A 13,509-nucleotide genomic window follows, 5' to 3' on the forward strand; every position below is an offset into this window, starting at 1 on the left:
GCCTCACGGACGCTGGCAGGGCTGCTACCTGCGGGTTCCTGAGGTGTCACGCCTTAAGAACCTAAGAACGAAGACCGCATTCCTGACGTTCAACGTCAGGAAGGGGCCCTTCATGACACCGCGGACCACGCGAGGAAGGGCCCGTTACTGGCGCTGGACGCAGTGAAAGGGCCTTCCTGGCGTTTTCAGGAAACTCTTAGTCGCCGTCGATGACGTCCGGGTCGAGGCCGAGGTAGCTGGCGATCTGCTCGACCAGGACATCGTGCACGAGATCGGCCAGATCGGCGCCGTCCTTGGCCCGGGCCTCCAGCGGCCGCCGGTAGAGCACGATGCGTGCCCGGGTCGGCACGCCGCGTCGATCGACCCCGGCCGGCACCAGCCGGGCCAGCGGCACGTTGCCGTCGTCGACGACGCCGTCCTCCCAGCTCAGCTCGTCGTCCGGCCCGACGTGCACCTCCGGCACGTCGTCCACGGCCACGTCGAGCTGGGTCAGCTCGGTCCGCCAGCGGGCCTCGATCGGCTCCAGCGCCTCGATCACGAGCGCGTCGAACCGCTCGGCCCGGCTGCGGGCCGCCGGCAGGGTCGCCGGGTACAGCGGTCCGCGCAGGCCACGGCCGTGCCGGTCGCGACTGCGGCGTCCCCGACGCCTGGATCCTCGAGCCATCACCACGGCCAGTCAGCGTACGCGGGCGCGTGTCACCCGCGTGCCTGCACGCCGCCAAGAGTGGGAAGCGCTATCGTCAGCGATCGTGCGGAGCGTGAGGCGGTGCTCGCGAACCGGGTGCACCAACCCGGCAGTCGCCACGCTCACCTACGCCTATGCGGACTCCACCGCGGTCGTCGGACCCCTGGCCACCTACTCCGAACCGCACAGTTACGACCTGTGCGAGGAGCACGCCATGCGGCTCACGGTGCCCCGCGGCTGGGAGGTCGTCAGGCATGAGGGTGAGTTCGCCGCTCCCGAGCCGTCGGTCGACGACCTGACGGCCCTGGCGGAGGCGGTGCGGGAGGCCGGCCGGGTGGACCGGCCGGTGGACCGGGTCGACCCGAACCGGATCGACCCCATGGGGGCTCAGCGGCGGGGTCACCTGCGGGTGTTGCCCGACCCGATCGAGGACTGAACACGCCGGTAGGCTGGCAGCGACCCATCCGAGCTACCCGGGAGAAGGCGTGCCGGACCTGTCTGCGATCGTCAAGGCCTACGACATCCGTGGGGTGGTCGGCGAGCAGTGGGACGCCGCCGTCGCGCGTGAGCTGGGCGCCGCGTTCGCCAAGCTCGTCGGCGGGCCGTCGGTGGTCATCGGCCACGACATGCGCGACTCCTCGCCGGAGCTGTCGGCCGCGTTCGCCGAGGGCGTGACCAGCCAGGGCGTCGACGTCGTGTCCATCGGCCTGGCCAGCACCGACATGCTGTACTTCGCCTCCGGCCGGCTCCAGCTGCCCGGCGCGATGTTCACCGCCAGCCACAACCCGGCCAAGTACAACGGCATCAAGCTGTGCCGGGCCGGCGCGGCCCCGGTCGGACAGGACAGCGGCCTGGCCGAGATCCGGGACTCGGCCCAGCAAGGCGTGCCGGCGGCCGAGGGTCGCCACGGCAGCGTCACCCGGCGCGACATGCTCGCCGACTACGCCGCCTATCTGCGGGAACTGGTCGACCTGAGCGGGATCCGGCCGTTGAAGATCGCGGTGGACGCCGGCAACGGCATGGGCGGCCACACGGTGCCCGAGGTGTTCGCCGGGCTGCCGATCGAGGTCGTGCCGATGTACTTCGAGCTGGACGGCAACTTCCCCAACCACGAGGCCAATCCGCTGGACCCGGCCAACCTGGTCGACCTGCAGCGCAAGGTCGTCGAGGTGGGCGCGGACGCCGGCCTGGCCTTCGACGGCGACGCCGACCGCTGCTTCGTGGTGGACGCCGAGGGCAACCCGGTCTCGCCGAGCGCGGTGACGGCGCTGGTCGCCTCCCGCGAGCTGGCCAAGGAGCCGGGGGCCACGGTCATCCACAACCTGATCACCTCCCGCTGCGTGCCGGAGATCGTGCTTGAGCGCGGCGGCAAGCCGGTGCGCACCCGCGTCGGGCACTCGTTCATCAAGCAGCGCATGGCCGAGACCGACGCCATCTTCGGCGGCGAGCACTCGGCCCACTACTACTTCCGCGACTTCTGGCGGGCCGACACCGGCATGCTGGCCGCGATGCACGTGCTGGCCGCGCTGGGCGAGCAGGACCGGCCCCTGGCCGAGCTGACCGCCGAGTTCTGCCGCTACGACGCGTCCGGCGAGATCAACTCCACCGTGGCCGACCAGGTCGCCTCCACCGAGGCGGTGCGGGCCGCGTTCGCCGGCCGCGAAGGCGTGACCTTCGACGAGATGGACGGGCTTACCGTCGATCTCGGCGACGGCCGCTGGTTCAACCTGCGCGCGTCCAACACGGAGCCGCTGCTGCGGCTGAACGTGGAGGCACCCGACGCCGACGCGGTCGCCGCGCTGCGCGACGAGGTGCTGGCCATCGTCCGGCGCTGAGACTTTCCCCAGGGAGGAACCCGATGGCCGTCCAGCTCGACCCGCAGCTGCTGGAGATCCTGCGCTGCCCGTCGCCCGACCACGCCCCGCTGCGCCCCGGCACGGCGCAGGACGCCGACGCCGACATGCTCACCTGCACCGAGTGCGGCCGTGGCTACCCCGTCCAGGACGGCATCCCGGTGTTGCTGCTGGACGAGGCGGTGCCGCCGCCGGGCGGCCTGGCCGGGTGAGCTGACGTGCTCGACGACACCCTGCTCGACGATCCGTCGCGACTGGCCGACATCGACAGCGGCGGGCTGCTGCGCGCGGCGGCGATGGCCGGCGCGCAGGTGCGGGCCATCGCCGAGGCCGCCGAGGAGGCGGGCGTCGACCGGCTGGCCGAGGAGCGGCCGCGGGCCCTGGTGCTGGTCACCAGGCCGGGCATCGGCGTGGCCGCCTCCCAGCTGCTGGCCGCGCTGCTGACCACGGCCTGCCCGGTGCCGGTGGTGCTGGCCGAGGCGGTGCCGAGCTGGATCGGCGCGCTGGACCTGGTCATCGCCCACACCGACGACCCCGGCGACGTGGTGCTGGCCGAGTCCCTGGACCGGGCCACCCGGCGCGGGGCCCGCGTGATCGTCACCGCCCCGCCGGACGGCCCGGTGGCCGCCGCGGCCGCCGGCCGCGGCCTGCTGCTGCCGCCCCGGGTGCCGGTGCCGACCGGGTTCGGCTTCGCCCGCGCCCTGGCCGCCGGCCTGGCCGTGGCCCAGGCCCTCGGGCTGCTGCGGGCCGATCTCGGCGAGCTGGCCGACGAGCTGGACCGCGAGGCCGAGCGGGACCACCCCATGCACGAGTCCTTCGTCAATCCGGCCAAGAGCCTGGCGCTGCGCGTCGCCGACCGCACGCCGCTGCTGTGGGGGCTGGACCAGGCGGCCACCGCCGTGGCCTGGCACGCCGCGTTCGTGCTGGCCAGCCACGCCGGCGTGGTCAGCGACGTGGCCGGCTACCAGCAGGCCATCGGCCGCGCGGCCCTGCACCGCGCCGCCGTGCAGTCCAGTTCCGGCAGCGACCTGTTCGCCGACCCGGACGACGAGCAGCCGACCCAGCCCCGGGTGCTGCTGCTGGCCGTCGGCCGCGGCGACGCCGCCGAGGCCACCCGCCGCGCGGCCGAGGCCACGCTGGCCGGCGCGGACGTGATCCGGCTGGACGAGGTCACCGGTGGCGACGCCACCTGCGCCGCCGTGCTTGCCCTGCGTTTCGAGCTGGCCGCCCTCTATCTGGGGCTCGCGGCCGGCACCATCGGCGGCCCCGGGTACTACGCCCCGGCCGCCGTATGAGGGAGTGACGACGAGTGGAGTTGCTGCACAACGCGGTGCGCCCCTATGCCTGGGGCTCGCGCACCGCGATCGCCGAGCTGCTCGGCAAGCCCGTGCCGGCGCCGCACCCCGAGGCCGAGCTGTGGATGGGGGCGCATCCCGGCGGGCCCTCGCTGCTCGTCGACGCCGACGGTGACGAGCGTTCCCTGCTCGACGTGCTGGCCGCCGACCCGGACGGCCAGCTCGGCCAGCCGCTGGCCGCGCGCTGGGGCGGCCGGCTGCCGTTCCTGCTCAAGGTGCTGGCCGCCGACGAGCCGCTGAGCCTGCAGGCCCACCCGTCGGCCGAGCAGGCCGCCGAGGGCTACGCCCGCGAGGAGGCCGCCGGCATCCCGCGCGACGCCAAGAACCGCAACTACCCGGACCCGACGGCCAAGCCCGAGCTGATCTGCGCGCTGACCGAGTTCCACGCCCTGGCCGGGTTCGCCGATCCGGAACGCACCGTGCGCCTGCTGCGCGGGCTGGACGCGCCGGGCCTGGACCACTACACCGAGCTGCTCGGCGGCCAGCCCGACTCCGACGGCCTGCGGGCGCTGTTCACCACCTGGATCACGCTGCCGCAGCAGGCCCTGGACCAGCTGCTGCCGCAGGTGCTGGACGCCTGCGTGCGGCAGGTCAAGGAGCACGGCGAGTTCGACCTGGAGTGCCGGACCATCCTGGAGCTGGGCGAGGCCTATCCGGGCGACGCCGGCGTGCTGGCCGCGGTGCTGCTCAACCGGATCGTGCTGCGGCCGGGCGAGGCGGTCTTCCTGCCGGCCGGCAACCCGCACGCCTACCTGCGCGGCACCGGCATCGAGATCCTGGCCAACTCCGACAACGTGCTGCGCTGTGGCCTGACCCCCAAGCACGTGGACGTGCCGGAGCTGCTGCGCGTGCTGGACTTCTCCTACGGGCGGATGCCGGTGCAGACCGGCGACGTCGTCGCCCCGCACTACTTCCTCTACCCGACCCCGGCCCCGGAGTTCGAGCTGTCCCGGCTGGAGTGGGACGCCGGTTCGGACGAGCCGGTGCGGGTCGACCACCCGGGGCCGCAGATCCTGATCTGCGTCGAGGGATCGGTCACGCTGCGCCGGGCCGACGGCGTCGAGCTGCCGCTGGGCAAGGGCGAGTCGGCCTGGCTGGCCGCCGCCGACCCGGCCGTGGACGTCGTGCCTACAGGCCGGCCGGCCTCGGTGTTCCGGGCCACTGCCGGGGTCGATTCGTCCAACAACTAGGGTTTTGTCCCATGTCAGCAGGGGGCGGTACCAAAGCCATTGTCGCCGCGCTGAGCGCCAACGCCGGCATCGCGGTCGCCAAGTTCGTCGGATTCGCGGTCACGGGGTCGTCGTCGATGCTGGCCGAGGCCGTGCACTCGGTGGCCGACACGGCCAACCAGGGGCTGCTGCTGCTCGGCAAGCGGACCTCGCAGCGCAAGGCCGACGCCGAGCACCCGTTCGGCTACGGCCGCGACCGGTACTTCTACTCGTTCGTGGTGGCGCTGCTGCTGTTCACCCTGGGCGCGCTGTTCGCCGTCTACGAGGGCATCCACAAGGTGGAGGAGCCCGAGCCGCTGGCCTACCCGCTGGTCGCGGTGGTCATCCTCGTGGTGGCCGTGCTGCTGGAGGGCTACAGCTTCCGCACCGCCATGGCCGAGTCGCGGGAGCTCAAGGGCGGCGCCAGCTGGTGGCAGTTCATCCGCCAGGCCAAGGTGCCGGAGCTGCCGGTGGTGCTGCTTGAGGACACCGGCGCCCTGTTCGGCCTGGTGTTCGCGCTGCTGGGCATCGTGCTGTCGCTGGTCACCGGCGACCCGGTGTGGGACGGCGTGGCCACCATCGCCATCGGCGTGCTGCTGGGGCTGATCGCCGTCGTGCTGATCGTGGAGATGAAGAGCCTGCTCATCGGCGAGGGGGCCGGCCCCGAGGTGCTGGCCGCCATCGTGCGCGAGCTGGAGGGCGGCAATGTGGAGCGGGTGATCCACATCCGCACCCAGTACCTGGGGCCGGAGGAGATCCTGGTCGCCGCCAAGATCGCGTTTTCCGGGGCCGCGACCGTGGCGGAGGTGGCCCGGTCCATCGACGAGGCGGAGATTCGGGTGCGATCCGCGGTGCCGGCGGCCCGACTCATCTACCTGGAGCCCGATCTTGATAGGACCGCTCGGTAGGGTCTGAATCCGACAAAGTCGTCGGGCGCACTGGGAGGGCGTATGGCGGGCACTGGCCTGTTTCGGACCAAGTCGATCGAGCAGTCGATCGCCGACACCGATGAGCCGGACACCAAGCTCCGCAAGGATCTCACCGCCTGGGATCTGACCGTGTTCGGCGTGGCCGTGGTGATCGGCGCGGGCATCTTCACCGTCACCGCCAGCACCGCCGGCAACGTCGCCGGGCCGTCCGTGGTGATCGCCTTCATCATCGCCGCCATCGCCTGCGGCCTGGCCGCCCTGTGCTACGCCGAGTTCGCCTCGACCGTGCCGGTGGCCGGGTCCGCGTACACGTTCTCGTACGCCACCTTCGGCGAGTTCGTGGCCTGGATCATCGGCTGGGACCTGGTGCTGGAGTTCGCGCTGGCCGCGGCCGTGGTGGCCAAGGGCTGGTCGGCCTACCTGTCGCAGGTGTTCTCCCTGTTCGGCCTGGACGTGCCGACCATCGTCCCGCTCGGGCCGGTGGACTTCGACTGGGGCACCGTGCTGATCGTGCTGGTGCTGGGCACCCTGCTGGCCGTGGGCACCAAGCTGTCGTCCCGGTTCAGCCAGGTCATCACCGCCATCAAGGTGGCCGTGGTGCTGCTGGTGATCATCGTCGGCATCGGCTACGTCAAGGCCTCGAACTACGTGCCGTTCATCCCGCCCTCGCAGCCCTCGCCCTCGGGCTCCTCGCTCAACCAGTCGCTGTTCTCGCTGATCGCCGGCGGCCAGTCCAGCTCCTTCGGCGTGTTCGGCCTGCTCGCCGCCGCCTCGGTGTTGTTCTTCGCCTTCATCGGCTTCGACATCGTGGCCACCACCGCCGAGGAGACGCGCAACCCGCAGCGCAACGTCCCGCGCGGCATCCTCGGCTCGCTGGGCATCGTCACCGTGCTGTACGTCGCGGTCTCGCTGGTGGTGACCGGCATGGAGCCGTACACCAAGCTGGCCACCGGGGCCGACGGCGTGAAGAAGACCCTGGCCACCGCCTTCGCCGACAACGGCGTGCACTGGGCCGCCGCCGTCATCGCCATCGGGGCCCTGGCCGGCCTCACCACCGTGGTCATGGTGCTGCTGCTGGGTCAGACCCGAGTGCTGTTCGCGATGGGCCGGGACGGGCTCATCCCGCGGGGCCTGGCCAGGACCGGCCGCCACGGCACCCCGGTGCGGGCCACGATCCTGGTCGTCATCGCGGTGGTCATCGCCGGCGGCTTCTTCCCCTCCGGCGACCTGGAGGAGATGGTCAACGTCGGCACGCTGTTCGCCTTCGTGCTGGTCTCCATCGGCGTGATCGTCCTGCGCCGCACCCGGCCCGACCTGCCGCGCGGCTTCCGCACGCCGCTGGTGCCGGTGGTGCCGATCCTGGCCGTGATCGCCTGCCTGTGGCTGATGCTGAACCTGGCCGTGTTCACCTGGGTCCGGTTCCTGATCTGGATGGCGCTGGGCGTGCTGGTCTACTTCGCCTACGGCTACCGCAAGTCGACGCTGGCCTCGTTCCTCGACACCAAGGCATGACGAAGTGGCCGGCCGACTCCGGTCGGCCGGCCACTGGCAGGGTCGGTCAGGCGATCTCCCGCAGCACGGGCCGCAGCGCCCAGCTGAACGCGGCGGTGTTGTCGATGAGCGCGGGGGAGGCCAGCACCTGGTTGAACCCGCGCCGCATCCAGAACTGCCCGCGCACCGGCAGCTCGGTGATCATCAGGTGGAACGGCCGCACGGCCCGTTCCAGCTCGGTTCCCACGTCGGCGACCAGGTCGGTGATCCACATCCGGGAGCTGTCCCGGTGCCGGCCGTGGCGCAGCTCGTGCCGGGTCAGCTGGGCGTCCCACTGGCGGATCGGCTCGATGAGCGCGCCCAGCGCCCGGCACACGGCCGGCCACCGGGCCATCCAGCGGTCGTCGCTGATGGACATGCCGTCCAGCACGCCGTCGAACCAGTGCAGCCATTCGGACTCGACGGCGGCGCGGTCCACCCCGGGCGCGGGCAGCACCGGCACCCACGGGTCGGTCGGCGGGTAGGGGTCGTCGGGCACGCTCAACGCGAGCGCGTCCCGGAGGAATAGGGCGGTGCGGACGTCCGGTCGGACCCCGATCTGCAACGTCCAGGTGGGCTGGCGTTCGGCGAGCATGGCTGACCTCCCTCGGGCGGGGAAGGTGATCTTCCACACACAGAATGAGGCAGCGACCGCTTTCACGCCAGTGCGCGGGCACAACGTAGCTTGTCTGTTATGAGCACGCTGCTGTGCCTGGACATCGGGTCGACCTGGACCAAGGGCGCTGTGGTCGCCGCCGACGGCACTTTGCTGGGCACGGCCCAACATCCGACCACTCCGCCGGAAGTGCTGGATGGAATTGCATCCGTCACCACCCTTTTGGACGCTCAAGGTGACGCTGTGCTGGCCTGTTCCAGTGCTGGCGGGGGTTTGCGGCTGGCGGTGGTGGGCCAGGAGCGGTTGGTGAGCGCCGAAGCCGGTTACCGGGTGGCGTTGTCGGCGGGGGCCAAGATCGTGCATGTCGTTGCGGGGCAACTGGATGGCGCGGCTATTCGTGAACTTCGCGCCACCCAACCGGATCTGGTGCTGCTGGCCGGCGGCACCGACGGTGGCGACCGCAGCGTGCTGCTGCACAACGCGAAGCGCATCGCCGCCAACCGGCTGCGGCCGCCGATCGTGTTGGCCGGCAACGCCGATGCCAGGGCCGAGGCGGAGGCGCTGTTGCACGCGACCGGCCGCACCGTGGTGGCGACCGACAACGTGCTGCCGGATGTCGGCGAGCTGGCCCCGGGCCCGGCGCGGGCGGCGATCCGGGAACTGTTCCTGCGGCACGTGATCGGCGGCAAGGGACTGTCCAAAGGCAACGCCTTCCGCGACCTGGTGCGCGCGGTGACGCCCGACGCCGTCCTCATCGGGGTTTCCCGACTGGCGGCGATCCTGGCCAAGCGGGAGGCCGGGGCGGTGCTGGTGGTCGACGTGGGCGGCGCGACGACCGACGTCTACTCGGCGGTGTCCACTGTGGACGAGAACGCGATGGAGCGCACGGTCGCGCTGCCGGCCGACCGTCGCACGGTCGAGGGCGACCTGGGCATGCGCTGGTCGGCCCCGGGCATCGTGGCCGAGGCCGAGGTCGAACGTCTTGACCCGCCGGCGGATCTCTTGGCCGAGGCCCAGCGTCGGGCGTCCACTGTGGACTGGATTCCCGACGACGATCACGGCCGGGACGTGGACGCCACGCTGGCCGGGTTGGCGGCCATCCTCGCCATCCGGCGGCACCTGCGGTTGGTCGACGGGCAGCTCGGCCCGAAGGGTGCGGGCCTGCTCGTCCTGTCCGGCGGCGTGTTCCGGCACGCGACCCCCGAGCGCCTACAGGCCATCGAGGACCGGCTGCGGGCGGATCCGGTGCTCCGGCCGGTGTTGCGCAACGCCGAGATCACCGTCGACCGCCGCTACGTGCTGGCGCCGGCCGGGCTGCTGGCCGACGCCGGCCACGGTGAGACGGCAGATGCCTTGCTGGGCAACCATTTCAGCGCTTGAAGTTCCACAGCGTCAGCGGCTCCTCGGCCACGTCAAGGCCGGCGGCGGCCGCGATCGCGCGGTCCCACTCCGGATCGGACGTGTAGTCGTTGTGCCCCAGCACCCCTGGACGCCAACGACGTCCGGAGATCGGGCCGTGCTGCGGATCGGGCAGCCAGTGATCGCCGCCGAGCACCAGCGCGCCGTGCTCGCTGTGCTCGGCCGCCGGCAGCGCGCCTTCGAAGCCGACGCCGAGCAGTTGCCCGTCGAACGACTGCCGCTCCCAGGTCGTCACGCCGCCGCCGATGGCGTCGGTGCCCCGGCACACCGCGCGCCAGCGGCCGCCCATCGCCCGTGACAGCTCCACCAGCGAATCGTGGGACACGACCGCCGGAAACGCCCGCTGGTACGCCCATTGCAGCGGCGATCCCGCGGTGACCAGCCCGACCCGTTCGCGTTCGTGCGCCGGCAGCGAGTCCAGCAGCCGGGCCGCCGCGACGGCCGCGAGCAGGCTGCCCTGGCTGAAGCCGGCCAGCACCACGCGGGCCCCCGGCTCGGCCAGGTGCTCCCGGGCCCGGGCCACGAGTTCGGGAATCGCCTTCAACGCGTAGCACGGCGGCACCAGCGGATGCGCCTCACGAGGCCAGAATCCGGCGATGTCGTTGAGCAGACCCAGCTGCCGGGCCGCCTGCGGCGACGTCGTGGCCACGTAGACCTGCCGCAGCGCGCCGATGGCGAACGCGCCGAGCGCCGTGATTCCAATGCCCGGCAGGGGTTGTGCCCACCACGCCAGGTCGACGCCCCGTACCTGCATCAGGAACGACGCCAGCGAGCCGGCCGACAGCACGCCCGCGCTGGCCAGGACGATGTGCTGGACGTGATTGCGCTTGAACCGGGCGATCCGCCAGGCCTGGCCCGCCCGCGCCGCGTCCTCCGGCTTCCCCGGATGCAACAGGTCGATCTCCACCGGGTTGGCCCCGCGCCGCAGCGACACCGCGGCCGCCGCCGCGGCGACCAGCGCCACCACCGCGGCGAGCACCGCCGCCACGCCCCACAGCGTTGTCACGTAACGATATCCGGGCGGCAGCTGCAAAGCGCTGTCCCGCAACGCCTGCTGCACGGTGATGCCGACACCCGCGCCGAATCCGCCGCCCAGCAGCGACGCGATCACCAGCATCGGCGCGGCCATCCAGCCGCCGGCCCACGGCCGTTGCGAGGGCGGCAGCGCCGACCAGCACCCGCGCGCGAGCAGGGCCGCCGGAATCAGCACCAGCCCGAACACGATGCACGTCAAGGCGAGCACCACCGCGATCGACTCGACGGTCGGGTTGCTGCCGGGCAGGTGCCGGCCGCCGCTGGGCATCGGCACGAGCGCCGCGACGGCGGCGAACTCCAGCACCGTCAGCACGACCAGGAGCCGCCGTGGCCACTTCTTGAACCAACGCCCCTCGGTCGGCGCGTCCAACGCCAACGTGATCAGCACGCTGGCCGCGATCAGCACCCAGGCCGCCACCCACAGCGGAGCCACCCGATCCGATGACGCCGCGAACGGGCCGCCGGCCGCGAGCAGCGCCGCGCAGGACAGCCCGGCTGTGGCGTGCAACACATGCAGCGCGGGCGCGTCCGGATCGGCGGCGATCTGCGCCCCCGGCAACAGGTCGCGACGCGGCGCCGGCTGCGTCCCGGACACCTTCCAGTCGACGGCCGACAGCTTGTGCAGCACCGCCACCACGATCAGCACCGGGGCCAGCCCGATCGGCCCGCGCCACGGCCTGAGCTGCTCGAACTGGTCCAGCCACTGCCCGGCCACCAGGTCCAGGCTCACCACCGTCAACTGCGACAACAGCAGCATCGTCAGCACCAGCGCCGCCAGCCGCACCAGCGAGCGCAGTGTGCCGCCGAGCACTCGGCCGGTCGGCGGCAGCATCCAGTGGCACATGTTGGCCAGCGAGAACGGCAGCAGCAGGGCCCAGGCCGCCTTGGCCCACCCGCCCGAGGTCATGGCGCTCCACATGTAGCCCTCGACCGTGCGCGGCACCGGCCGGCCGCCGGCCTGCAACACCGGCCCCGGCGCCGGTCTGCGCAGCCGGTCGGCCGGGCGCACGAGGCGGCCGACGCCGTCGCCCGCGACGTCCACGGCGACGACCGCGTCGACCAGTGACTCAGGTGTGGTCCCCATAACACCGTGCACCCGCAATTCGATGACACGGGTGTCGGGTCCTGCTATCAGCACCGGGCCATACTGGGCCATTCATCAGTCAATGGCCCGTGACCCAGTTCCCGGGCGTGGCGGACCGACTAGTGTGCATGGCCGACGACCCACTGGTTCTGGAGGACTCCACGATGACGGCGATCGCCCCGCCGAAGCTGCAAACCCGCAATGGCGTCGACTTCGCCGTCGCGGACCTGTCGCTGGCCGAGTTCGGCCGCAAGGAGATCCGCCTCGCCGAGCACGAGATGCCCGGCCTGATGGCGCTGCGCCGCGAGTACTCGGAGGTCTACCCGCTCAAGGGCGCGCGGATCTCGGGCTCGCTGCACATGACCGTGCAGACCGCGGTCCTGATCGAGACGCTGGTGTCGCTGGGCGCCGAGGTGCGCTGGGCCTCCTGCAACATCTTCTCCACCCAGGACCACGCCGCCTCGGCCATCGTGGTCGGCCCGCACGGCACCGAGGAGGAGCCCAAGGGCGTCCCGGTGTTCGCGTGGAAGGGTGAGACGCTGCCGGAGTACTGGTGGTGCACCGAGCAGATGCTGACCTGGCCGGACGGCCAGGGTCCGAACATGCTGCTCGACGACGGCGGCGACGCCACGCTGCTGGTGCACAAGGGCACCCAGTACGAGGCGGCCGGCGTGGTGCCGCAGCCCGAGGAGGACGACGCCGAGGAGTGGAAGGTCATCCTCGACGTGCTGCGCAACAGCCTCGACGCTGACGCCCAGAAGTGGACGAAGATCGGCAAGAGCATCCGCGGCGTGACCGAGGAGACCACCACCGGCGTGCTGCGGCTGACCCAGATGGCCGCCGCCGGCGAGCTGCTGTTCCCGGCCATCAACGTCAACGACTCGGTGACCAAGTCGAAGTTCGACAACAAGTACGGCATCCGCCACTCGTTGATCGACGGCATCAACCGCGGCACCGACGTGCTCATCGGCGGCAAGGTCGCGGTCGTCTGCGGCTACGGCGACGTGGGCAAGGGCGCGGCCGAGTCCCTCGCGGGCCAGGGCGCGCGGGTGATCGTCACCGAGATCGACCCGATCTGCGCGCTGCAGGCGGCCATGGACGGCTACCAGGTGGCCAAGCTGGAGACCGTGCTGCCGATCGCCGACATCGTGATCACCACGACCGGCAACAAGGACGTGGTGATGGCCCACCACATGTCCGACATGAAGCACCTGGCCATCCTGGGCAACATCGGCCACTTCGACAACGAGCTGGACATGGCCGGCCTGGCCAAGGTCCCGGGCATCCGCAAGATCAACATCAAGCCGCAGGTCGACGAGTGGGTCTTCCCCAACGGCAAGTCGATCATCGTGCTGTCCGAGGGCCGCCTGCTCAACCTGGGCAACGCCACCGGCCACCCCAGCTTCGTGATGTCCAACTCCTTCTCCAACCAGACGATCGCCCAGGTCGAGCTGTTCACGAAGTACAAGGAGTACGACAACGAGGTCTACGTCCTGCCCAAGAACCTCGACGAGAAGGTGGCCAAGATCCACCTGGAGGCCCTGGGCGGCGAGCTGACCAAGCTCACCAAGGAGCAGGCCGAGTACATCGGCGTCGACGTCGAGGGCCCCTTCAAGCCCAACGCCTACAGGTATTGAGTCTCTGCCGCGGGGCTCGGCCCCCAGTAGCCGTTTTTGAGTGCGGAAGGGGGGGGGGGGGGGCGGGGGGGGGGGGGGGGGGCGCCCCCCCCCCCGGGGGGGGGGGGGGGGGGGGGGGGCGCGGGGGGGGGGGGGGGGGGGGGGGGGGGGGGCGCGGG

General features: G+C 71.8%; 12 protein-coding genes. 9 read left to right on the forward strand and 3 right to left on the reverse strand.

Annotated features, from left to right (window positions below; genetic code table 11):
- Positions 1 to 196 precede the first annotated feature (196 nt).
- Complete coding sequence (locus tag ACIG5F_RS28835; RefSeq protein WP_184868889.1) at positions 197 to 664, reverse strand: metallopeptidase family protein; 468 nt, start codon at positions 662 to 664, stop codon at positions 197 to 199.
- An 85-nt stretch (positions 665 to 749) separates the two neighbouring features.
- On the opposite strand from ACIG5F_RS28835, the gene ACIG5F_RS28840 reads away from it, so the two are divergent.
- The 7 genes from ACIG5F_RS28840 to ACIG5F_RS28870 are packed head-to-tail and all read left to right on the forward strand — an operon-like array spanning position 750 to position 7,542.
- Positions 750 to 1,121: a DUF3499 domain-containing protein gene (locus tag ACIG5F_RS28840; protein WP_396522760.1), complete on the forward strand. Its 372-nt coding sequence runs from the start codon at positions 750 to 752 to the stop codon at positions 1,119 to 1,121.
- 49 nt (positions 1,122 to 1,170) lie between these two features.
- Entirely contained in the window at positions 1,171 to 2,520 is a 1,350-nt protein-coding gene (locus tag ACIG5F_RS28845) for a phosphomannomutase/phosphoglucomutase (RefSeq protein ID WP_396522762.1), read from the forward strand.
- A 23-nt stretch (positions 2,521 to 2,543) separates the two neighbouring features.
- Entirely contained in the window at positions 2,544 to 2,750 is a 207-nt protein-coding gene (locus ACIG5F_RS28850; RefSeq protein ID WP_396522764.1) for a Trm112 family protein, read from the forward strand.
- Between the two features lie 6 nt (positions 2,751 to 2,756).
- Complete coding sequence (locus tag ACIG5F_RS28855) at positions 2,757 to 3,833, forward strand: hypothetical protein (RefSeq protein ID WP_396522766.1); 1,077 nt, start codon at positions 2,757 to 2,759, stop codon at positions 3,831 to 3,833.
- Positions 3,834 to 3,847: 14 nt separating this feature from the next.
- Positions 3,848 to 5,083, forward strand: coding sequence for a mannose-6-phosphate isomerase, class I (gene manA, locus ACIG5F_RS28860; RefSeq protein WP_396522767.1), 1,236 nt, complete (start codon positions 3,848 to 3,850; stop codon positions 5,081 to 5,083).
- 11 nt (positions 5,084 to 5,094) lie between these two features.
- A complete protein-coding gene (locus tag ACIG5F_RS28865; protein ID WP_396522769.1) occupies positions 5,095 to 6,009 on the forward strand; it encodes a cation diffusion facilitator family transporter in 915 nt (304 codons plus the stop codon).
- Between the two features lie 42 nt (positions 6,010 to 6,051).
- Positions 6,052 to 7,542 carry an amino acid permease gene (locus ACIG5F_RS28870; protein ID WP_396522771.1) on the forward strand — a complete coding sequence of 497 codons (1,491 nt, stop codon included), beginning with the start codon at positions 6,052 to 6,054 and terminating at the stop codon, positions 7,540 to 7,542.
- Between the two features lie 46 nt (positions 7,543 to 7,588).
- Here the strand turns inward: ACIG5F_RS28870 and ACIG5F_RS28875 are convergent, their stop codons facing one another.
- Positions 7,589 to 8,155 (reverse strand): hypothetical protein, encoded by a 567-nt coding sequence (locus tag ACIG5F_RS28875; RefSeq protein ID WP_396522773.1) that lies wholly within the window; start codon positions 8,153 to 8,155, stop codon positions 7,589 to 7,591.
- A 99-nt stretch (positions 8,156 to 8,254) separates the two neighbouring features.
- Between ACIG5F_RS28875 and ACIG5F_RS28880 the strand changes: the two genes are divergently transcribed.
- Entirely contained in the window at positions 8,255 to 9,556 is a 1,302-nt protein-coding gene (locus ACIG5F_RS28880) for a glutamate mutase L (RefSeq protein ID WP_396522775.1), read from the forward strand.
- Here the strand turns inward: ACIG5F_RS28880 and ACIG5F_RS28885 are convergent.
- Positions 9,546 to 11,714: a hypothetical protein gene (locus ACIG5F_RS28885; protein WP_396522777.1), complete on the reverse strand. Its 2,169-nt coding sequence runs from the start codon at positions 11,712 to 11,714 to the stop codon at positions 9,546 to 9,548. The genes ACIG5F_RS28880 and ACIG5F_RS28885 overlap by 11 nt on opposite strands.
- A gap of 164 nt (positions 11,715 to 11,878) precedes the next feature.
- Here ACIG5F_RS28885 and ahcY point away from each other — a divergent pair, with 164 nt between their 5' ends.
- A complete protein-coding gene (ahcY, locus tag ACIG5F_RS28890; RefSeq protein ID WP_396522819.1) occupies positions 11,879 to 13,351 on the forward strand; it encodes an adenosylhomocysteinase in 1,473 nt (490 codons plus the stop codon).
- The last annotated feature ends 158 nt before the right edge of the window (positions 13,352 to 13,509 follow it).

It is taken from the genome of Kutzneria sp. NPDC052558 (assembly GCF_044547355.1).
Lineage (GTDB): Bacteria > Actinomycetota > Actinomycetes > Mycobacteriales > Pseudonocardiaceae > Kutzneria.